The following is a 21,109-nucleotide window of genomic DNA, read 5'->3' on the forward strand; positions in this document are numbered from 1 at the left end:
CCTGAACGCTTCTGCGCAGTGTGACATTTTATAGAGGAGGGGTCGCCGGTGAGTTCGTCGGTCATCGGGCCGGTCGATGTGGGCGTGAGCCTGCGGGGCACCGTCGAGGATGCGGTCGCGGCCGCGATCGTCTCCGGCGAGCTCGCGCCGGGCACCCTGGTGACCGCGCCGACGCTTGCCGCGCGGTTCGGCGTGTCCGCCACGCCGGTCCGCGAGGCCATGCTCAACCTGCAGAAACGCGGGTTCGTCGACGTGGTGCGCAACAAGGGTTTCCGGGTCACCGACGTCAGTGAACAGGACCTGTGGGAGATCGTGCGGATCCGGCAACAGCTGGAGAGCCCGCCGATGCGCGAGATCGCCCGCACCCTGCAGCCGGAGCAGGCCGCCGAGCTGCGGGTCAAGGCGCAGGTCATCGTGGACGCCGCGGCGGCCGCCGACCTGTCCGGATATCTGGCGGCGGACCTGGACTTCCACCTGCGCCTGCTCGAGCTGCACGGCAACCGCCGGCTGGTCGAGCTGGTCAGGGACCTGCGTCAGCAGACCCGGATGATCGGGCTGGCCGACATGATCGGCACGGCCGAGCTGGCCCGGTCGGCGGCCGAGCACCACAGCCTGATCGACCTGCTCGAAGCGCGGGACGGCCGGGGTGCCGAAACACTGATGAACGCGCATATCGGGCACGTCCTGGGCTGGTGGAGCGGTCGCGCCGAGGACTGAAAGAGCTGCTCACAAGGCCGGTCGCCAGCGTGGTGACCGGCCTTTTCGCTGCCCTGGCATGTCCGCGCCGAAGAAATATGATCTCCAGTTTGTAAAAAGTTGCTCGGGACCTTTCCCATGCGATGTGTGACATACTACTGTTCCCTCAAGTGACCGGGGTCGCAATGAACCGGCACTGCCGCAGGTCGGCGATATGACCGCCGCGGACGGTCCGACCCCGCATGGTGCGCACACCGTTCGCCGTCACGGCGAACGCCTGACTGCGCCCTCTGAGGAAGGCAGAACCTCTTGAAACGAACCACACCCCGGATGGCCCTGGCTGGGCTGACCGTTTCCGTTCTCGCCCTGCAGGCATGTTCCGGCGGCGGCTCCGCCTCCACCAGCAGCAGCTCGGCCGGTGGCACCGCGGTGAAGGGCGGCACGGTCACCGTCCTGCAGAACACCGACTTCTCCTACCTCGACCCGGCCCGCGGCTTCGACGGCGGCGTCAACGCCTTCTACCGGCTGGTCTACCGCACGCTGATCACCAAGGCCGCGAACGACGCCGCCGACCCCAACGCCATGGTCCCCGACCTGGCGCAAAGCCTCGGCGAGGTGTCGGCGGACGGGCTGACCTGGACGTACAAGCTCAAGGCAGGCGTCAAGTTCGACACCGGCGCGGCGATCACGTCCCAGGACGTCAAGTTCGGCATCAGCCGCGAGTGGGACCCGGAGATCGGCATCGGCGCGCCGTACCTGCGGCAGCTGCTCGCCGCCCCGGACACCTACCAGGGCCCGTACAAGTCCGGCGAGAACCCGGCCATCGAGACGCCGGACGACACGACGATCGTCTTCAAGCTCAAGGCGCCGTTCCCGGAGTTCGACGCGGTGCTCTCGATGCCGAGCGCGGTGCCGTTCCCGGTCGGCACCGGCGCGGGCAACGAGTTCATCAACGACATCGTCTCGTCCGGCCCGTACGACCTGGACACCTTCACCCCGGGCAGCGCGATCAAGCTCAAGCGCAACCCGAACTGGGACGCCGCCACGGACACCGAGCGCAAGGCGTACCCCGACGCCTGGAATTTCGCCATCGGCATCGACGGCGCGACCATCGACGAGCGGCTGATCGCCGGCCAGGGCGCCGACGTCAACGCCCTCGCCGGCTCGGTGCAGACCGCCACCATCGCCCGGCTGCAGACCCCGCAACTGGCGGACCGCGTGGTCAAGGCGCCGTCCACCTGTCTGACCTACGTCGGCCTGAACACCACCAAGAAGAACCTGAGCGACGTCCGGGTCCGTCAGGCGATCAACCTGGCGGCCGACAAGACCACGCTGCTCAACGCGACCGGCGGCACCCAGTTCGCCACCATCGCCTCGACGATCATCCCGTCGAACGTCTCCGGGCACGCCGACTACGACCTGTACCCGAGCACCGGCAACACCGGTGACATCGAGAAGGCCAAGGCGCTGCTCACCGAGGCCGGTGTGCCGAACGGCTTCACGATGACCCTGGACATCCGCAACCGCCCGGCGGCCCAGGCCCAGGGCGAGGCGCTGCAGCAGAGCCTCAAGCGGGTCGGCATCGACGTGAAGCTCAACGTCATCGACGCGGCCACCTACTACGAGACGATCGGCACCCCGTCGCAGCAGAACGACGCCGCGATCACCGGCTGGTGCCCGGACTGGGCGTCCAGCGCCTCGACGTTCCTGCCGCCGCTGTTCGACGGCCGGCAGATCACCGCGAAGGGCAACCAGAACCTCGCCCAGCTCAACGACGCCACGATCAACGCCGAGATCGACCGGATCAAGGCGCTCACCGACCTGACCGAGGCCAACAAGGCCTGGGGCGAGCTGGACAAGAAGATCATGGAGCTGGCGCCGATCGTCCCGGTCAACGTCGAGAACCGGATCTACCTGCCCGGGTCGAACATCGCCGGCCTGGTGGCGCCGCAGGGCGACCAGGACTACGGCATCGTCGGTCTCAAGGACGCGTCGAAGGGCTGACCTGACCGTGTCGATATCGTCCACCGAACTGGAAGCCGCGGGAGCGCCGGAGACCGGCGCCCTCGTGGCGGCCACGGACCCCCGGCGCAGCGTGTGGCACACCCTGCTGCGCGACCCGTCGGCCATCGCCTGCCTCGTCTACATCGGGCTCGTCATCGTGATGGCGCTCGCCGCGCCACTCATCGTCAAGGTCAGCGGCTGGGACCCGTACGAGTTCGACCAGACCGCCATCGACCCGAACCTGGGCGGCATCCCGCTCGGGTCGTGGGGTGGCATCTCCGCGGAGCACTGGCTCGGCGTTGAGCCGCAGAGCGGCCGGGACATCTTCGCCCGGATCGTCTACGGCGCCCGCGCCTCGATGCTCATCGCGGTGAGCGCGACGGCGCTGACGACAGTGCTCGGGGTCGTGTTCGGCCTGCTCGCCGGATACTTCGGTGGACGGACCGACATGGTGATCTCGCGGTTCATGGAGTTCCTGATGGCGTTCCCCGCCCTGATCTTCATGATCGCGGTGCTCTCCGCGCTGCCCGCCGACAACCGGCAGTACCTGCTGGTGCTGGTCATCTCGGTGTTCGGCTGGCCGTACCTGGCCCGGATCGTACGGGCGCAGACCATGTCGCTGAAACAGCGCGAGTTCGTCGAGGCGGCCCGCGCGTCGGGCGCCTCGCGGACCCGGCTGGTCTTCACCGAGATCCTGCCGAACCTGCGCTCCACCATCCTGGTGATGGTCACCCTGGCGGTGCCCGGCTACATCGGCACCGAGGCGGGGCTCTCCTTCCTCGGCGTCGGCGTGGTGCCGCCCACCCCCTCCTGGGGACAGATGATCTCCAGCTCGGTGAGCTGGTACTCGGTCGTCCCCACCTACTTCCTGGTGCCGGGCACGTTCCTGGCCCTGCTCGTGCTCTCCTTCATGGTCCTGGGTGACCGTGTGCGGTCAGCCGTCGACCCCGGAGGCCGCTGATGGCGCGTTACCTCGTCCACCGGGTGTTCGGGATGCTCGTCGTCCTGTTCCTGGTGAGTCTCTTCACCTACATGGTCTTCTTCCTGCTCGCGCCGGATCCGGCGGTGCAGATCTGCGGCAAGACCTGCACCCCGGAGCGGATCGACCAGATCCGCGCCAACCTCAGCCTCGACGATCCGTTCCTGGTGCAGTTCCTGCACTTCCTGCAGGGCCTGTTCCTGGGCCGGGACTACGGCACCGGCGCGTCCGCGGTGCACTGCTCGGCGCCGTGCCTCGGTTACTCGTTCCAGAGCGCGCAGAGCGTCACCGACATGATCGTGCAGCGCCTGCCGGTCACCGCGGTCGTTGCGATCGGCGCGGCGGTGCTCTGGCTGCTCGCCGGCGTCGTCGGTGGCCTGATCAGTGCGGTCCGCGAGGGCCGGTTCACCGACAAGTTCATCACCTCGCTGACCCTGGGCGGCATGTCCGTGCCGAACTACGTGCTGGCCCTGGTCCTGCAGTACGTCTTCGTCGTCTGGCTGCAGTGGCTGCCGTTCCCGCAAGCCGTCCCGTTCGCCGACGACCCGGCACAGTGGTTCCTCAACTTCATCCTGCCGTGGACGGTGCTTGCCGTCGGGTACGCCTCCTCGTACACCCGCCTGACCCGGGCCAACGTGATCGACACCCTGGGCGAGAACTTCGTCCGGACCGCCCGCGCCAAGGGGCTGCGCCCGGACCTGGTGTGGCGGCGGCACGCGCTGCGCCCGGCGCTCACCCCGATCGTCACCATCGCCGGGATGGACTTCGCCGGCCTGCTCGGCGGCGCGCTGATCACCGAGTCGGTCTTCGGCATCAACGGTGTCGGCAAGCTGGCCGCCGACTCGATCACCAAGAACGACCAGCCGGTGATCATGGCGGTCACGCTGCTTGCCGCATTCTTCGTGGTGGTCGGCAACATGGCCGTCGACCTCCTATACTCGGCGATCGACCCGCGGGTCCGGGTGGGAGCGGCATCATGAGCCTTCTCAGCGTGAAAGACCTGACCGTCACGTTCGGCGACACCGCCGTGGTCGGCGGGATCGGCTTCGAGCTGCCGCGGGGCGGATCGCTCGGCATCGTCGGCGAGTCCGGCTCCGGCAAGTCGATGACCAGCCTGGCCGTGATGGGCCTGCTGCCCAAGGGCGCGACCCGCGGCGGCAGCATCGTCTTCGACGGCACCGACCTGTGTGCCCTGACCGAACGCCGGATGCGGGCGATCCGAGGCGACCGGATCGCGATGATCTTCCAGGACCCGCTGTCGTCGCTGAACCCGTACTACACGGTCGGCACGCAGATCGCCGAGGCGTACCGGTCGCACCGCTCCGGGGTCAGCCGCCGGGCCGCCCGCAAGGTCGCGGTCGAAGCGATGGAACGGGTGCACATCAAGGAGGCCGGGCGGCGCGTCGACGACTACCCGCACCAGTTCTCCGGCGGCATGCGCCAGCGCGTGATGATCGCGATGGCGCTCAGCACCGAACCCGAACTGATCATCGCGGACGAGCCGACCACCGCCCTGGACGTCACCGTGCAGGCGCAGATCCTCGACCTGCTCGCCGAGGTACGCCGGGACACCGGCGCCGCCCTCATCATGATCACGCACGATCTGGCAGTGGTCAGCGAGGTCGCCGACACCGTCGTGGTGATGCGCCACGGCGACGTGGTGGAGACCGGCAGCACCGAGCAGATCTTCTCGGATCCGCAGCATCCGTACACACAGGCGCTCCTCGACGCGGTGCCGCGCATCGATGATGAGATCGGTGACCTTCGCTTGCTCTCCGGAGGTGAGGCATGACCGGCGAACCGCTGCTGCGGGCCCGAGACCTGGTCAAACAGTTCCCGGTGGCGGGCACCGCCGGACTGTTGCGGCCGGCCCGGCTGTTCACCGCGGTCGACGGCGTCTCGTTCGACCTGCACGCCGGGCAGACCCTGGCCCTGGTCGGCGAGTCCGGCTCCGGCAAGTCGACCACCGCGCGGCTGGCCGCCCGGCTGATCGACGTCACCTCCGGCACCGTCCACCTCGAGGGCCGGGACATCACCGCGCTGCCCGAGAAGGACCTCGGCGAGGTGCGCAGCACGATCCAGGTGGTGTTCCAGGACCCCTTCTCGTCGCTGAACCCCCGGCACACGGTGGAACGCATCGTCACCGCGCCGCTGATCTACCAGAAGCGGCAGATCCCCGGCGGCTCCCGCGCGTTCGCCCAGGCCCTGCTGGAGCGGGTCGGCCTCGACCCGGACTGGGTCGGCCGGTACCCCGCCCAGTTCTCCGGCGGGCAGGCCCAGCGGATCGGCATCGCCCGCGCCCTCGCCGTCGGGCCGCGTGTGCTCGTCTGCGACGAGGCGGTCTCCGCGCTCGACGTGTCGGTCCAGGCGCAGATCATCAACCTGCTGCGCGACCTGCAACGCGAAGAGGGCTTCGGCTGCCTGTTCATCGCGCATGATCTGGCCGTGGTCCGGCAGATCGCCACCTCGGTCGCGGTCATGACAGCCGGCAAGGTCGTCGAGGCGGGGGAGCGGGACGCGGTCTTCGGCGACCCGCAGCACGAGTACACCCGCAGACTGCTGGCGGCGGTCCCGCGGATCCGCCCCGAGTGGGAGGCCGCGCGGCGGCGGAAGGCGGCAACCCGATGACCGTGGAATACCCGATCCCGGGCGCCTGGGTCCGCGAGTTCACCGTGCCCGTCCCGCTGGACTGGGACGACGAGACGGCCGGGACGATCGAGGTCTTCGTCCGGGAACTGTCCGACCCGGACCGCCGGCACGACGACCTGCCGCTGCTGACCTATCTGCAGGGCGGGCCGGGCGGGGCGAACCCACGCCCGCTCGCCGTGGACGGGTGGCTCGGTGAGGCGCTGCCGGACTACCGCGTCGTGATGGTGGACCAACGCGGCACCGGCCGCAGCACCCCGGTCGACGGCGAGGTGATCGCCGCATTCCCGACCGGCGCCACGGCCGCCTCCTACCTGCTCAAGTTCCGCGCCGACTCCATCGTGCGGGATCTCGAGCACGTCAGGCGTACCCGATATGGGGCTCAGAAATGGGCGACGCTGGCCCAGAGTTACGGCGGCTGGCTGACCCTCACCTACCTCTCGGTCGCGCCGGAGGCGCTGACCGCCTGCTACGTCTGCGGCGGCATCCCCGGCACCCCGCCCGACCCGGACGAGGTCTACCGGCGCACCTTCACCCGGGCCGCCGCCAAGACCGCCGGGTTCTACGCCCGCTACCCGCAGGACGTCGACACCGTGGCGGCCATCGCCGACCGGCTCGCCGACGGTGACGTGCTGCTGCCGGACGGCTCGCCGTTGTCGGTCCGCCGCTTCCAGACCCTCGGCGGCGACCTCGGCTTCGGCCCCGGCCACCTGCGCCTGCACTGGCTGATCTCGGAGGCGTTCCACCCCGCCGGCCACCTGACCGGCGGCTTCCTCGAGACGGTCCTGACGAAGACCTCGAACGCGTCGAACCCGCTGTTCTGGACCCTGCAGGAGAGCATCTACGGCGACGGCGCCAACGGCCCGTTCCGCTGGTCCGCGCAGCGCGAACGCGACCGCCGGCCCGAGTTCGGCACTGACCGCCGTCCGCTGCTGTTCACCGCCGAGATGGCCTTCCCGTGGATGTTCCAGGAGGTCAGGGCGTTGCGCCCGTTCGCCGCCGCGATGGCCGAACTGGCCGCGCTCCAGACCTGGACACCGCTCTACGACACCCGGCGGCTGGCGGACAACGACGTCCCGCTGGCCGCCGCGGTCTACTTCGACGACGTCTTCGTCGACGAGGGACTGCAACGCGACACCCTCGCCCGTCTCGGCAACAGCCAGGCCTGGGTGACCAACGAGTTCGAGCACGACGGCATCGGCAGCGGCCGGGTCTTCACCCGCCTGCGAGCGATGGTCCGTGATCGAGGAGGAGAACGACGGTGACGCAGCCCCGCCCGGCCTGGGCCGGAACCAAGCCGCCCCGCCTTGCCGACGACAGCCCCGGCTTCCTGGCCGCGATCGGTCAGGGCTGGGCGACCCGCGACGTGCCCGCGCCGGTGGACACCGAGGCCGCGAAGGCCGCCGCCGACCACCGGGAACGGCTCAGCGCGGCCCTGCCCGGCGAGACGATCGTGCTCGCCGCCGGCAGCGCGAAGAACCGCAACGGCGACGCCGACTACGCGTTCCGTGCCGACAGCGACTTCGTCTGGGCGACGTCGTGCCAGGTCGAGGGCTCGGTGCTGGTGATGACGCCGCGGTCCGGCGGCCACGACGCGGTCCTCTACATGCCACCGCCGGCGCGTCCGGGGGAGCGCGACTTCTTCGCCAGCGCCGCGTACGGCGAACTGTGGGTGGGACCGTCGGCCGGACTGGACGCCTGGTCGTCGGCGCTGGACCTGCCGGTGCGGGCGCGGGACGCGTACGCCGAGCCGTCCTCCTTCGTCACCGGCACCCCGGTCGTCTCCGACCTGCGCATGATCAAGGACGACTGGGAGATCGGCCAGATGCGGGCGGCGATCGACGCCACCGTGGGCGGGTTCGCCGCGGTCGCCGCCGAGGTGCCCCGCGCGATGACCGACGGCCTCGGCGAGCGCTGGCTGCAGGGCACCTTCGACCGGCACGCCCGGACGTTCGGCAACGGCCCCGGGTACAGCACCATCGTCGGCTCCGGGCCGCACGCCCCGATCCTGCACTGGGTGCGCTGCGACGGGCCGATCCTGCCCGGCGAGACGCTGCTGCTGGACATGGGCGTCGAGGCCCGGTCGCTGTACACCGCGGACGTCACCCGCACGATCCCAGTCGGCGGGGGATTCACCCCCGCGCAGCGCCAGGTGCATGATCTGGTCGAGGCCGCCCATCGGGCGGGCATGGATGCTGTACGCCCCGGAGCCCCGTACTCGGACTTCCACTTCGCCTCGATGGAGGTCCTGGCGAAGGGTCTCGCCGACTGGGGCCTGCTGCCGGTCTCGGTGGACGAGGCGCTCGCCCCGACCGGGCAGCAGCACCGGCGCTACATCGTCTGCGGCGTCGGCCACCATCTGGGACTCGACGTGCACGACTGCGGCAGTTCGGTCTACGAGAAGTACCAGGGCGCCACGCTGCGTGAGGGCATGGTGCTCACCGTGGAGCCGGGGATCTACTTCCACGCCCACGACGAGACGGTTCCGCCGGAGCTGCGCGGTATCGGAGTGCGGATCGAGGACGACCTGCTGGTTACCTTGAGTGGCCATGAGGTACTGTCCGGCGCGTTGCCGATCGATGCGGCCGGCCTGGAACAGTGGACCCTGGAGCAGACTCGATGACCGCTACGCCCGCCATACCCGGCGCTGTGAAAGCACGACCGTTCGCCTTGAGTGATGTCGCTCTGCGTGACGGAGTGCATTCCCGGGCCCAGGATCAGATGCTGCACCTGGCCCGGGTGTACCCCGTGGACCGGGTGCTCGCCGTGTTCCGGGCCAACGCGGGTCTCGACACCCTCGGGGCGCTGCCCCCGGGCAACTGGGAGGACTTCGGCCACCTCGAGGAGGAGCCGTGGTCCGGGTCGGACTATCCGGGGGCGGGCGTCGCGCAGACCGCTTCGTTGCTGCGCGGACACTATGCCGGACATTTCCTATCCATGCTGGCCATGGCCCATGCCGCCACCGGCGAGGAGATATTCCGGGAGAAGTCGGACTTGATGGTCGCCGGGCTGGCCGAGGTGCAGGAGGCGCTGGCGGCCACCGGGCGCTTCAGCCATCCCGGCTTCCTCGCCGCCTACGGCGAGTGGCAGTTCACCCGGCTCGAGGACCTCGCGCCGTACGGCGAGATCTGGGCGCCCTGGTACACCTGCCACAAGATCATGGCCGGGCTGCTCGACGCCCACCAGCACACCGGCAGCAAGCAGGCCCTCGACGTGGTGACGAGGATGGGCCACTGGGCGGCGCGGAGCATCCTCGCCGTCGACCCCACCCGGCGCCAGCGCATGTGGTCGCTCTACATCGCCGGCGAGTACGGCGGCATGAACGAGAGCCTGACCGTCCTGCACCGGATCACCGGTGAACAGACGTTCCTCGACGCCGCCGCGGCCTTCGAGATGGACGACTGGCTGGCCGGCGCGGTCGCCGGGCACGACGTGCTCGACGGCATGCACGCCAACCAGCACCTGCCGATGCTCGTCGGTCACCTCGCCCAGTACGAGGTCACCGGCGACCGGCGGTACCTGGACGCGGTGCTGAACCTGTGGGACCAGATCGTCCCGGGCCGCACCTTCGCCCACGGCGGCACCGGCGAAGGCGAACTGTGGGGACCGGCCGGCGCGGTGGCCCGGTTCATCGGCCGCCGCAACGCCGAGTCGTGCGCCACGTACAACCTGCTCAAGATCGCCCGTGGGCTGTTCACCCACACCCTGGACGCCAAGTACGCCGACTACGCCGAACGGGCGTCGCTGAACCACATGGTCGGCTCCCGCGCCGACGTCGTCTCGGACACCAGCCCCGAGGTCGTCTACATGTACCCGGTCGACCCCGGCGCGGTCCGCGAATACGACAACGTGGGCACCTGCTGCGGCGGCACCGGCCTCGAGACGCACGTCAAGCACCAGGAGTCGGTCTGGTTCTCGGCGCCCGGCGAGCTCTACGTCCTGCAGTACGTCCCGTCCGTCCTGACCTGGGCCGACGTCGACGGTGACGTGGTGCTGGAGACCCGGTACCCGCGCGACGGCCACATCACCCTGACCATCGGCTTCACCGCCACGATCGCCCTGCACCTGCGCATCCCTCCGTGGGCGCGGGACCGGGCCGTGGTCCTGCTCAACGGACTGTCCCGGCGCAGCACCGTGGACGACAAGGGCTTCGTGACCATCCACCGGGAGTTCCACGCCGGGGACACCGTCTCGCTGATCCTGCCGATGCCGCTGCGCCTGGTCCCCACCCCGGACGACGCGTCCCTGGTCAGCCTGGAACACGGGCCGACCCTGCTACTCGCCCGCGACGACGCCACCACCACCCTGTCGGTGGCGCCGGCCGGCTCGCGGCTGCTGGACGGCAGCATCACCGGGGTCACCGTCGAGGACGACCTGGTCACGGTTCTCGGCCACACCTTCGAACCGGCCTGGTCCGGCGGCGACCACCGCTACCACGCGTACCTGCGGCTCGACGACGCGGACATCAGGTTCCTGGGCAGCGACCCGGGCGTGCCGAACCGGCGCGACCAGGACGGCTGGTCGTTCCTCGGCGCGCTCTGGGGCGACGGCGGGTACCCCACCGTCGAGGAGTTCTTCCTCGCCGTCCACCGGCACGTGGTCCGCGCCGCCCGCAACGGCCTGCTCAGCCGGGCCGAGGCCGAAGCGGTGCTGCTCGCCGCCTCGGAGAGCACCCTCGACGGGTCGGACGTCCGCCGCAAGGGTCTCGTGCAGCGCACGCTGCCGCCGGGCGGACCGGGCGCGACCGAACGCCGGGCCCTGCCCGGGGTGACCATCTGGGAGTCGCCGGAGGGCGGCGACCTGGTCATCTGGGAGCTGCCGCCGGACGCGGGCGCGGAGTCCGCGGCGCCGGTGATCCGCATCGACGTGACCGGGTCGCGGGCGTCGTCCGGCTGGTACACCTCGCTGCCGTCGTGCACAATCACCGTGGTGTCGGCGGGGGCGGGCGTCGCCTCCCTGGAGATCTCCCTCGCCGACGGCGAATGGCGGGCCGTGGACGGTCCGGTGGCCCTCGGGGCGGACGGCCGACACCTGCTGCGTGCCCGCGCCACCGACGTGTCCGGCCGGACCGTGCACACCGCCCGCGAGATCGACGTCGACACCGTCCCGCCGACGGTGTCGGCCCGGGTCCGGTCGCTGGGCCGCAGCGTCGAGGTGACCCTGGACGCGACCGACGAGGTGTCCGGCGTGGACCGCATCCAGTGGCGGACGGCCGAGACGTTCTGGGGCGTGTTCCAGGAGCCGTTCACGCGGGCCCTGCACGCCGAGCCGCAGACGCTTGAATTCACCGCCACCGACCGGGCGGGCAACACCACGCCGGTCCAGACGGTGACACTTCCCGCGCTGACCGACTGAGTCGTCTATCCGGGTGCGCCGGCTGTCCTTTCGAGGGCGGCCGGCGCACCCTTTTGTTGCCATTGTCATCCTGGTAGCAGCCGACATACTGGCCGGTGTGAATTGCGTTTTCTGTGATCTCGTGGCGGGGCGGGCCCCTGCCAGATGGGTGGGCCGCGAGGAGGGAGCCGCCGCTTTCCTGACGCTCCCGGAGCGGGCTCTAGCTCCAGGACATACCTTGGTCATCCCCACCGAGCACGCCGTGGGCCTCCAAGACGTGAGTCCTCAAGCGCTGATGCGCGTGATGGCGCTCGTCCAGAAGGTTGCGCACGCCATGGCGGTGGGCTTGGGCGCAGCCGGGGTCAACGTACTCAACGCCAGCGGCCCCGGCTCCGAGCAGTCGGTGCCGCACCTGCATTTTCACGTGGTCCCCAGGTGGCCGGACGATGGCTTCACCACGTGGCCGAGGGAACGGTCCCGTCGAATCATCACTGGCGATCCAGGCGCCGCCCTGGCAGCCGCTGTAGGGATCTTGCCGTCGGCTGAGTGACTGTCTCCGCAGCTGGCGCGAGTACCGGTCAGCTGATTTCCAGGACCGGATCACTTGGCCGCTTTCACACCCTGGGAGTCCATGATGGTGGCGCCCGGGTGGGGCCACCGGCCGCCAAGCACATCGCCGAGCGTAGAACCGGCTCTACCTTGATCTCTGAGATAGCGAGACAGGCACCTACGGGGTTCCTGTTACAACGGTTGCCCTTACAGCAGCTCGGCGAGGAGCTTCTCCGGGCGCAGTGCGTGGTAGGTGGCCTCGTCCGACGTGCCGAACGTGATGGTGGCCTTCGCCGGGTCGTCGACGAGGGTGGCGCCGCGGGCCCGGACGTGCCGCTGCGCCAGGTCGTCGATGCTGACCTTGGTGTTGCGGCGGCCGACGACCGCGGAGACCAGCGTGGCGATGTCGTGCCCGGTGCCCTCGACGCTGGACCGCGGATAGCCGTTGACGTACACGTCCACGTAGAGGATCTCGTCGGCCCGCAGGTCGAGCAGCATCGGCACGGCGTACCGCTTGCCGCCGGTCAGGGCGAACGCGTTCGCCACGGTGGCCGGATCGAACACCCGGTGCTCCCGGGACGCCTCGTCGCGCAGCATCCATCCGGCCGACGCCTCGGCGAGCGCGTCGAACGTGGCCCCGGCGTAGCGGTAGATCACCGGCACCAGGTAGCGCCAGCGCTTCTGACGGCCCACCTCGGCGGCCTTGGCCAGGTCGACGTCGAGGAACTCCTCGGCGCCGTCCGGGGCGGACGTGAGGTCACCGGAGTGGACCATCGGCCCGTTGCTCAGGTTGGTCCAGGAGACCTGGTCGACGACCCGGAAGTCCGCGTCGAGCGCGATGCAGGACAGATCCAGGTCGGTGGTCACACCGTCCTCCCGCCAGTGCACGAACAGCCGTGCCACCTTCGCCTCGCCGATCGGCAGGCGGCTGCCCCGCTCGACCTGCACCAGGCCCTGCGCCGTGGACCGCAGCTGGTCCGGCAGCAGAAGACGGTCGAGGCCGGGCTCGACGAACACGGTCTCCGCGGACCAGTCGCCCTTCGCCGCGATCTGTGCGTCCGCCGCCGCGTCGACCGCGGCGAGCAGTTCGGCCTTGAAGTCCGCGGGCACGGCGAGATGCCCGGCCGGGCGGGCGATCGGCAGCGACGAGCCGTCCTTGCCGAAAACCACCCGGGGGTACGTGTGACCGTTGTCAGCGAGCTGCGCGCGGGCCGCGAGCAGCACCCGCAGCGGAATCCGCTCCCCGGCGCCGGTGATCGCGGCGATCAGCGCCGCCCGCTTCTCCGCCGTGGTGACGCGCTTGCCGACGCCGCGCTCGCCGGCAGCAGTGGCGTGCTTGCCGCCGGCCGCGGCGTGCTCGGCGGGGGAAGCGGCTGCGGTCAGGGCGGCCAGGCGGCGCAGTCCGCGACCGAGCAGGCCCGGCGCCTCGGCCGCGGCCAGGTCCACCGCCGCGATGAAGTCGTCGGCGAGCAGCCGCTCGAACCGGGACGGGAACGAGGTGTGGTCGTGACGGCTGTCCCGCAGCCGGGCGAACGTCTCGCGGACCCGGGGCGCCCGGAACTCGCCCACGTGCAGGCCCCGGTCGACGGCCAGCCACAGGCCCCGCTTGCGGAACACGTCACCCAGCCGATCACTGGCCTCCAGGGTGTTCACCACGACCCGGCGGTCGCCGCGGGACAGGCGCGGGAAACGGACCGGCTCGGTCAGGCTGATGTCGCCGCCGGTCAGCCGGGCGAACAGCCGCAGCAGGTCGTCCGGGGTGGCGCCAGTGGCCGGCAGGCTCGGCCGGTCGAGCGCCCAGAGCAGCTCGAACAGCAGGGTGCGGTTCTCCCGGAAGCGGACGTCGGCGAACTCCACACCGTCCACCCCGAGACGCTTCGCCAGCACCCCGAGATCGTTCTGCACGTCCTCGCGCAGCGACGCGGCACTGGTGAAACAGCCCCGCATCCAGGCGCGCAGGCGCGTCTCCAACTCGGTCGCGCCCACCAGCCGCACGGTCAGCCACTCGATGCGACTGTCCCGGGGCAGCATCTCCTGGGCCCGGCGGTCGGCACGGGCCCGCTCGGTGTCCTGCGGGATCGAGGAGGCCGGCCACCAGCCGATGTCACTGAAGTCCAGCGCCTCCTGCCAGGCCTTCTCGTCGGGGGTGCCGATCACGCGGACCCGGGCCACCAGGAACCGGAAGATCGCGTCGTCGAAGGCGGGCAGCTTGTCCGGGAACCCGGCGAACAGCGGCGCGAACGGCGTGGTCTGCCCGCGCCGGGCCCGGACGTGCCGGATCAGGTCGCGATGCGGCCCGGCCAGCCCGTCGGTGATCGCCCCCGGATTGGCGAACCGGACGCCCACGTGCGCGAACTCGGCGAGCAGCGGCGCGGACACGGCCGGCGTGGCGGTGCCGTCCGGTGTGACGACGAGTCCCAGCCGGTCGAATCCGATGCGCTCCAGCGCGTCCACGAGTGCCCCTCCAGGGTCTTGAGAATGACGATCGGCGCCGCGCAGCGACGCCGAAGTGAGGAGAGTGCCCGGGCGTGGATTCTTAAGAGGAAGTCGTCGAAGTATGCCCAGGCTAGGCCTCGTGCCGGAATCCTAACGGCGCGCTCACCGCCGGCGCACCCGGATTATCCGGGCCCGGATCGCGGCGACAGCGGAATGAGAATCGGCGCCGCATCGCGGCGCCGATGTGAGGAGAATGCCCAGGCGATTTCCCCAAGAAGTGTCGAAGTATGCCCAGGCTAGGCCTCTGACAGCGATCCTACTCCGCCGTCCCCGGCCGGTCGAACCCGATCCACTCTCCCTCGGAGACGACCTCGACGACCCCGTCGACGACCGTGATGGCGGTCTGCTCGTCGATCGCGTAGGAGGCGACGTCCAGCCCGGCAGCCCACCGCCGTGCGTGCTCCGGCTGGTTGGTGGGGAAGAGGTTCAGGTGCGGGAAGATCGAGAAATCGACCACGCCGAGGGTACGGTCGTCGGCCGCCCCCGCCCACTCGACGAAGTAGTCACCGATCCGGGGCGTCAGCACCATGCTCCCGGCGCTCACCCCCACCCACACCGTGTCGTCCAGTTCGGGTAGAAGGCCGGCGAGCCCGGACTCCCGCATCCAGTGCCCCAGGTAGGTGGCGTCACCGCCGTCGACCAGCAGCACGTCGGCTTCTTCGACCCACGGGACCCACCGTTGCGCGCCGATCGTCGGCAGCGCGGTGAGTTCGAGCAGCCCGAGAGAGGCCCAGCCGAGCCCGCTGTGGTTCTTCCAGCCGTCGCCGGCGGCGACGAACCCGCGAGCCGACTCCGGCCCGCACATCGGATGCCCCCACTGCGCGGTCGGGATGCACAGCGCCCGGCTCTCGCCGATCGGTTTGCCGAGCATGTCGACGAGGGCGGCCCGGATGCTCGGGTTGGTGACCCCGCCGGACGTGAGCAACAGCTTCACAACGCCTCCGCAGTCGAGCTCATGAACGCCTCATCGTAGGCCGGTCCGGGCCGCCCACGACGTGTTCGAGCGGTCGAGTGGTCCCGGCGCACCGGTTCGGCAGAAGACCACTTCCGGGGTCCCCGCGCCGCTGGACCCGGAGGGAATCGCGCTGCCGGCGGGTCCTGCCCGCGAGGTGGCGGCGTGAGCCGGTGGCCGATCGCCGGGGATACGGCGTCGCCGCCGCGGTCATCGACGACTGGCCGCCGCCCGAGTGGTCAGGAGGCGGGCTGCGGGGCGGCGGCCGGGCTGCGGTAACCGGTGGTGCCCACCGCGCGTACCCCGAACAGGACGTTGTCCTTGGAGATGTCGACCGTGACCGTGGTGACCTTGCCGACCGGCTTGGTGTGTTCCCAATCCGGTGCTGTCGTCTCGCGCCACACGATCTCGTAGCCCGCCAGTCCCGGCTCGGTGCTGGGCTGCCAGCGCAGGGTGGTCTCGTTCGTCAGCCGGGTCGTGTCGATGACCACGCCGCGTGGGGTGCCCGGCGCCTGCGACAGCGACCATATCGCCGCGGCGTTCACCCTCGCCACCCTGGTGATGTAGGCGAAGTCGCAGAATTCGACGAGGTCGCCGTACTGGACGCCGTCGACCTCGCGGACGTCCTGGTGTTCGTGGGCGAAGTTCTCGCGCGGCTCGGTGAAGCGGGCGGCCGGGTAGCCGCGCAGCAGGAACGACACGTGGTCGCTGCCGCGCAGGTAGCGGTCGCGGCGCCACACCACGCGGACGTCCATGCCGGCCGGCCCGGTCACCGACGGGACGAAACGGCCGAGTTGGCGCGACGGGCCGTCGTTCTCGCCGCCGATGCTGCGGCGTACGTTCGCCTCGGCCGGGGTCTCCGCCGTGGGCACGCCCTCGACGAACAGGCGGACGGTGCGCGGGTCGGGCCGGCTGCCGTCGCGAGGGTCGCCGGTGCCGACGATGTCGTTGCTGAACATGGCCTGGATGTCGGCGTCCGTGTCCTTGAAGCTCTGCGCCAGGTGGTCCGAGCCGTACAGGCCCTGTTCCTCGCCGGCCACCGCGGCCAGCACGATGGTGGCGTCCGGGGCTCTGCGGGACAGCACCCGGGCCAGTTCCAGCACCACCGCGACGCCGGACGCGTCGTCGTCGGCGCCCGGGGCGTCGCTGACCGCGTCCAGGACGTCCGAGGCCCGCGAGTCGTAGTGCCCGGTCACCACGTAGATCCGGGACGGTGTGACCCGGCCGGGGATGGTGGCGACCACGTTGGTGATGGTGGTGGGGACCGGGATGCGGGGCGACACCGGCTGCACGAACGACTGGAGTGCGACGGTCGTCGGGGTGTTCTCCGCGTACCCCCGGAGCTGTTGGAAGATCCAGTCCCGGGCGGCGCCGATGCCGCGGACCGGGTCGGTCTGCGAGGAGAGGGTGTGCCGGGTGCCGAAGCCGGCCAGGGTGCGGACCGTCGCCTCGATCCGGGCCGGGTCGATCTCCGCGAGGATCCCCCGCAGGCCGGGTGCCGCGGCGGCGGGGGCGGGGGACAGCGCGGCGGCTGCCGGGAGAGCCAGGACCACACGCCTCTTCATAGACGAAACTCTATGTGGTACGCGAGGGGCCTGTCGAGTGATCGACGGCGAAGGGCCTGCCTACGATGCATGTCATGATCACTGGGGCGTTCGGCCGGGCCGGCGCGCGGGCCGGGGCGGCGGTGGCCCGGCGCGACGGCGCTGACGCGGTCGCCGGACCGCCCGGCACACCGCGGCGGCCTCCGGGGTGTGCCGGCCGGGCGGCGGTGATCTCGCCGAGGTTCGGATCGGGGCGGCCGGGTCCTCTGACCAGGCGCGACGGCGCGGTGATCCCGGTCCGGACGTGACCCGCCGATCTACACAGGACGTTGACAGGTGACGGGTTCCGGTATTAAGTCACCGCTGATATCTTACGGTTGCTTTTCGAGATGCATTCCCCACTCGAAACCCGAACGATTCCATTCTTGATGCTGGAGCAACACTGTGACCGCTGTGCCCGGCTGACGCCCGCTGTTTCCTCAGGACGCTGTTACAAGCTGATACACAAGAGGGCACAGCATTGAGGAATTCCCTTTCCGCCGACATGGCATTCCGTTCCGACGCCCAGCAACTCGCCGTCGTCACCCCCAACAGAATGATGACGTTGTGGAACACCGCCGACCCGGCCGAGCCGCGCCGCCTCGGCCGGTTCCGCTATGGCCGTGGCATCTACGCCGCGGCCTGGAACCCGGTCGCGGTGAGCCTGCTCGCCACCGCGTCGGTCGACGGCATGACCACGGTCTGGCGGTTCCTCGACGACCGCCAGCCGGAGCAACTGGCCGCCTGGCAGTCACCGGTGACCGCCCAGCACATCGGCTGGTCGCCGGCCGGCCAGTGGGTGTTCAGCGTGGCGCCGTCCGGGGTGGCCAGCGTGTGGGACATGCGCAGCTCGTACAACGTGGGCCAGGCCGACCTGACCGGCGGCCGGCAGGTGGTCGCGGTCTACGGGGTGGACGACACCATCGTGGTGATCGCCGAGGACGGCTGGGCCCGCTGGTGGAGCCCCCGGACCCGGACCGGCGAATGGGTACGCCTCACCGGCGCCCCCGTCCGGGCCTGCGCCCACGCCGGGGGTCTGCTCGTGGTCACCGGCGTGGACGGCACGCTCGCCTGCTTCGACGCGCGCCTCGACCCGGCCGGGGAACTGCGGGTCGACCACACCCAGACGTACGCGGTGGCCTGCACCGGTGACGGTCGTCTCGTCATCGCGTTCGGCTCCGGGAACGTGGTGGCGATCGGATCCGACGGCGACATCCTGTGGCAGCTCGACGCCGGGCCGCTGACCATGGTGGGAGTCGCCATCGCCGGGGATCTGGTGGCGATCGGGAGCGGCACCGCCCGGCCGTACCTGGTGTCGCTCGCCACGGGCGCGGCCCTCGGCGGCACCGGGTCCGGGCTGTGATGATCATCGGGGCGGGAATACCGCGGGGAGGCGCAACAGCTCACCTGAGGGTCCGCCCCGTACCGACAAGGAGCCCGCACTGATGGAGTACGCGGAAGCAGCGCTGTCCGACGCCGAGGCCGTACGCCTGCTCGGCGCCGACGGCGACGAGCTGGAGGACCTCTGCGCCCGGGCCGACGCGCTGCGCCGTGAACTGGCCGGCGACGACCTCACCTTCGTGGTCAACCGCAACCTCGACACCGCGAAGGTGGGCGCCGGCACCGACGAGTCCCGCGCCCGCCTCGCCGCGCTCGCCCGGGAGGCCGTCGCCCTCGGCGCCACCGAGATCTGCGTGCAGGGCCCGCTGCCGGCCGGCGCCCCCGACGACGGATACCTCGACCTGATCCGGACCCTGCACACCGCCGCCCCGAGCCTGCACCTGCACGCCTTCCGCGCCCCCGAGTTCGCCGACGCCGCCGCACGCCAGGGCGTCACCGTCGCCGCGTTCCTGCGCCAGGCCCGCGACGCCGGCCTGGGTTCGGTGCCCGGCACCGCCGCGAAGATCCTCGACGACGACGTGCGGGCCCGGCTCAACGGCGGCCCGGACATGCCCGTCACCCGCTGGGTCGAGCTGATCACCACCGCGCACGAGGCCGGCCTCACCTCCACGGCGACCATGCTCTACGGCCACGTCGAGACACCCGCCCAGCAGGTCGCCCACCTGCGGCTGCTCGCCGGGATCGCCGCGACGACCGGCGGTTTCACCGAGTTCATCGCGATGCCCGCCCCGGGCTTCCCCCACCCTGATCTGGTACGCGAGACGCGCGCACTGACCGCCGTCGCCCGGATCCTGCTGGCCGGACGGATCGCCAACATCCAGGCCCCGTGGCCGAAACTCGGTACCGGTCTCGCCGTGCGGCTGCTGCGCGGCGGTGCGAACGACCTCGGCGGCCTGCTCCTCGACGGTGACCTCGACCCGTCCGCCGGCCAGGAACAGGGCATCACCCTGACCCGTGACGAGGTGACCCGGATCGCGGCCGGGCTCGGCCGCCCGGTCCGCCAGCGCACCACCCGGTACGGACGGGTGGAAGCCGCCGCATGACCGACGTGGACGTCGTGGTGGTCGGTGCGGGACTCGCCGGGATCGGCGCGGCGATCGCGCTGGCCGGCCGCGGCGAATCGTTCGTCGTGCTGGAACGGGCCACGGAGGTCGGCGGCACCTGGCGGGACAACACCTACCCCGGGGTGGCCTGCGACGTGCCGTCCCACCTGTACGCCTTCGCCCACTCACCGAACCCGGCCTGGTCCCGCCGGTTCGCCCCGGGCCACGAGATCCAGTCCTATCTGCGCGCTCTGGCCGCCCGCCCGGGCGTCGCCCCGCACCTGCGACTGGACCACGAGGTGCTGTCCGCGGAGTACGACGGTCTCTGGACGGTCACCACCAACCGGGGCGTGTTCCGCAGCCGGGTGCTGGTGCTGGCCGCCGGCCGGCTGACCGAACCGCGAATCCCGGACGTGCCGGGACTCGCCGGCTTCGACGGCCCGGTGTTCCACTCCGCGCGCTGGGACCACGGCGCCGACCTGGCGGGCAAACGGGTCGGCGTCGTCGGCACCGGCGCCTCCGCCATCCAGATCATCCCGGAACTGGCCGGTCACGCGTCGCGGCTGACGGTGTTCGCGCGCAGCGCCCCCTACGTGGTGCCGCGCAACGACCACGCCCTGGACTCGACCGCCGACCCGGCCGCGATCACCCGCATCCGCGAGGAGATCTTCACCGACATGGAACGGGGCATCGCCGCCCGCCGCCGCGAACAGACGGCACTGGACGCGTTGCGTACCCTCGCCCTGGACCATCTGGAATCCCAGGTCCCGGACCCGGAACTGCGCAAACGGCTGATCCCGGATTACGAGGTCGGCTGCAAGCGGGTCCTGCTGTCGGACACGTTCTACCCCGCCCTGGGCCGGCCGGACGTCGACCTGACCGGCGCCCTGGACCGTCTCGAGGGCCGGGTCGCGGTGTCCGCCGACGGCAGCCGCACCGCACTCGACGCCCTGGTGCTGGCCACCGGCTTCCACTCCACGCAGCAGCCGTACGCGCACCGCGTCACCGGCCGCGACGGCCTGCGCCTGTCCCAGGCGTGGGAACAGGGCATGGTGTCACACGCGTCGACGGTCGTGCACGGGTTCCCGAACATGTTCGTGCTGGACGGCCCGAACGCGAGCCTGGGCCACAACTCGGCGGTCCACGTGATCGAGAGTCAGCTGTCGTACCTGACCGGCGCCCTGGACCACCTGGCCGGTCACGACGGCCCGCTGGAGGTCACGGCGCGGGCGCAGGACGCCTACACCCGCTCGATCGACGCGATGGCGGCCGGCACGGTGTGGCTGCGCGGCGGCTGCACCAGCTGGTACGTGGACTCCCGCAGCGGACGCCTCACCCTGCTGTGGCCGGGCACCGCGTCGGCGTTCCGTGCCCGCAACGGCCGGTTCGACCCCGAGCCGTTCCGCTGATGAGATGCCCCGTCCCC

Annotated in this window: 17 protein-coding genes; 14 read left to right on the top strand and 3 right to left on the bottom strand. The window is 70.9% G+C overall.

Annotated elements, in window-relative coordinates:
• The first annotated feature begins 48 nt into the window (after positions 1-48).
• From QSK32_RS15560 to QSK32_RS15605, 10 genes are all read left to right on the top strand, one after another.
• The gene (locus QSK32_RS15560) at positions 49-717 is read left to right on the top strand and encodes a GntR family transcriptional regulator (protein ID WP_083449160.1); all 669 of its coding nucleotides are present in this window, start codon (positions 49-51) and stop codon (positions 715-717) included.
• A gap of 288 nt (positions 718-1,005) precedes the next feature.
• Complete coding sequence (locus tag QSK32_RS15565; RefSeq protein ID WP_285472310.1) at positions 1,006-2,700, top strand: ABC transporter substrate-binding protein; 1,695 nt, start codon at positions 1,006-1,008, stop codon at positions 2,698-2,700.
• Between the two features lie 7 nt (positions 2,701-2,707).
• Entirely contained in the window at positions 2,708-3,661 is a 954-nt protein-coding gene (locus QSK32_RS15570; RefSeq protein WP_052720628.1) for an ABC transporter permease, read from the top strand.
• Positions 3,661-4,659 carry an ABC transporter permease gene (locus tag QSK32_RS15575; RefSeq protein WP_045743776.1) on the top strand — a complete coding sequence of 333 codons (999 nt, stop codon included), beginning with the start codon at positions 3,661-3,663 and terminating at the stop codon, positions 4,657-4,659. Before QSK32_RS15570 ends, QSK32_RS15575 begins: the two co-directional genes overlap by 1 nt.
• Positions 4,656-5,471 carry an ABC transporter ATP-binding protein gene (locus QSK32_RS15580; protein ID WP_285472311.1) on the top strand — a complete coding sequence of 272 codons (816 nt, stop codon included), beginning with the start codon at positions 4,656-4,658 and terminating at the stop codon, positions 5,469-5,471. The genes QSK32_RS15575 and QSK32_RS15580 overlap by 4 nt, the downstream gene beginning before the upstream one ends.
• Positions 5,468-6,307 carry an ATP-binding cassette domain-containing protein gene (locus QSK32_RS15585; RefSeq protein WP_045743775.1) on the top strand — a complete coding sequence of 280 codons (840 nt, stop codon included), beginning with the start codon at positions 5,468-5,470 and terminating at the stop codon, positions 6,305-6,307. The genes QSK32_RS15580 and QSK32_RS15585 overlap by 4 nt, the downstream gene beginning before the upstream one ends.
• Entirely contained in the window at positions 6,304-7,590 is a 1,287-nt protein-coding gene (locus QSK32_RS15590; protein WP_045743841.1) for an alpha/beta fold hydrolase, read from the top strand. The genes QSK32_RS15585 and QSK32_RS15590 overlap by 4 nt, the downstream gene beginning before the upstream one ends.
• Positions 7,587-8,948 carry an aminopeptidase P family protein gene (locus QSK32_RS15595; protein WP_045743774.1) on the top strand — a complete coding sequence of 454 codons (1,362 nt, stop codon included), beginning with the start codon at positions 7,587-7,589 and terminating at the stop codon, positions 8,946-8,948. Before QSK32_RS15590 ends, QSK32_RS15595 begins: the two co-directional genes overlap by 4 nt.
• A 47-nt stretch (positions 8,949-8,995) precedes the next feature.
• Positions 8,996-11,680: a glycoside hydrolase family 127 protein gene (locus QSK32_RS15600; protein ID WP_211275416.1), complete on the top strand. Its 2,685-nt coding sequence runs from the start codon at positions 8,996-8,998 to the stop codon at positions 11,678-11,680.
• A gap of 97 nt (positions 11,681-11,777) precedes the next feature.
• Complete coding sequence (locus QSK32_RS15605) at positions 11,778-12,209, top strand: HIT family protein (protein ID WP_285472568.1); 432 nt, start codon at positions 11,778-11,780, stop codon at positions 12,207-12,209.
• A gap of 206 nt (positions 12,210-12,415) precedes the next feature.
• Here the strand turns inward: QSK32_RS15605 and QSK32_RS15610 are convergent, their stop codons facing one another.
• From QSK32_RS15610 to QSK32_RS15620, 3 genes are all read right to left on the bottom strand, one after another.
• A complete protein-coding gene (locus tag QSK32_RS15610; protein ID WP_285472312.1) occupies positions 12,416-14,662 on the bottom strand; it encodes a TerD family protein in 2,247 nt (748 codons plus the stop codon).
• Between the two features lie 298 nt (positions 14,663-14,960).
• Entirely contained in the window at positions 14,961-15,638 is a 678-nt protein-coding gene (locus QSK32_RS15615; RefSeq protein ID WP_045741707.1) for a Type 1 glutamine amidotransferase-like domain-containing protein, read from the bottom strand.
• Positions 15,639-15,895: 257 nt separating this feature from the next.
• A complete protein-coding gene (locus tag QSK32_RS15620) occupies positions 15,896-17,221 on the bottom strand; it encodes a M20/M25/M40 family metallo-hydrolase (protein ID WP_045741708.1) in 1,326 nt (441 codons plus the stop codon).
• Between the two features lie 74 nt (positions 17,222-17,295).
• On the opposite strand from QSK32_RS15620, the gene QSK32_RS15625 reads away from it, so the two are divergent.
• The 4 genes from QSK32_RS15625 to QSK32_RS15640 all read left to right on the top strand — a co-directional run bounded on the left by QSK32_RS15625 (position 17,296) and on the right by QSK32_RS15640 (position 21,092).
• Complete coding sequence (locus tag QSK32_RS15625) at positions 17,296-17,508, top strand: hypothetical protein (protein WP_045741709.1); 213 nt, start codon at positions 17,296-17,298, stop codon at positions 17,506-17,508.
• A gap of 236 nt (positions 17,509-17,744) precedes the next feature.
• Complete coding sequence (locus tag QSK32_RS15630) at positions 17,745-18,602, top strand: WD40 repeat domain-containing protein (protein ID WP_045741710.1); 858 nt, start codon at positions 17,745-17,747, stop codon at positions 18,600-18,602.
• A gap of 82 nt (positions 18,603-18,684) precedes the next feature.
• On the top strand, positions 18,685-19,683 hold the full coding sequence (locus QSK32_RS15635) for an FO synthase (RefSeq protein ID WP_045741711.1): 999 nt from the start codon (positions 18,685-18,687) through the stop codon (positions 19,681-19,683).
• Positions 19,680-21,092, top strand: coding sequence for a flavin-containing monooxygenase (locus QSK32_RS15640; protein WP_285472313.1), 1,413 nt, complete (start codon positions 19,680-19,682; stop codon positions 21,090-21,092). Before QSK32_RS15635 ends, QSK32_RS15640 begins: the two co-directional genes overlap by 4 nt.
• Positions 21,093-21,109: the final 17 nt, after the last annotated feature.

The sequence above is a fragment of the Actinoplanes sp. NBRC 101535 genome, from assembly GCF_030269225.1.
In the GTDB taxonomy this organism is placed as follows: Bacteria; Actinomycetota; Actinomycetes; order Mycobacteriales; family Micromonosporaceae; genus Actinoplanes; species Actinoplanes rectilineatus.

Excerpts from the sequence above, each read along its gene's own strand:
- QSK32_RS15575 (WP_045743776.1), top strand. The coding sequence starts at position 3,661 with ATGGCGCGTTACCTCGTCCACCGGGTGTTCGGGATGCTCGTCGTCCTG.
- QSK32_RS15580 (WP_285472311.1), top strand. The coding sequence starts at position 4,656 with ATGAGCCTTCTCAGCGTGAAAGACCTGACCGTCACGTTCGGCGACACC.
- QSK32_RS15585 (WP_045743775.1), top strand. The coding sequence starts at position 5,468 with ATGACCGGCGAACCGCTGCTGCGGGCCCGAGACCTGGTCAAACAGTTC.
- QSK32_RS15590 (WP_045743841.1), top strand. The coding sequence starts at position 6,304 with ATGACCGTGGAATACCCGATCCCGGGCGCCTGGGTCCGCGAGTTCACC.
- QSK32_RS15620 (WP_045741708.1), bottom strand. The coding sequence starts at position 17,221 with ATGAAGAGGCGTGTGGTCCTGGCTCTCCCGGCAGCCGCCGCGCTGTCC.
- QSK32_RS15625 (WP_045741709.1), top strand. The coding sequence starts at position 17,296 with ATGATCACTGGGGCGTTCGGCCGGGCCGGCGCGCGGGCCGGGGCGGCG.
- QSK32_RS15630 (WP_045741710.1), top strand. The coding sequence starts at position 17,745 with ATGGCATTCCGTTCCGACGCCCAGCAACTCGCCGTCGTCACCCCCAAC.
- QSK32_RS15635 (WP_045741711.1), top strand. The coding sequence starts at position 18,685 with ATGGAGTACGCGGAAGCAGCGCTGTCCGACGCCGAGGCCGTACGCCTG.
- QSK32_RS15640 (WP_285472313.1), top strand. The coding sequence starts at position 19,680 with ATGACCGACGTGGACGTCGTGGTGGTCGGTGCGGGACTCGCCGGGATC.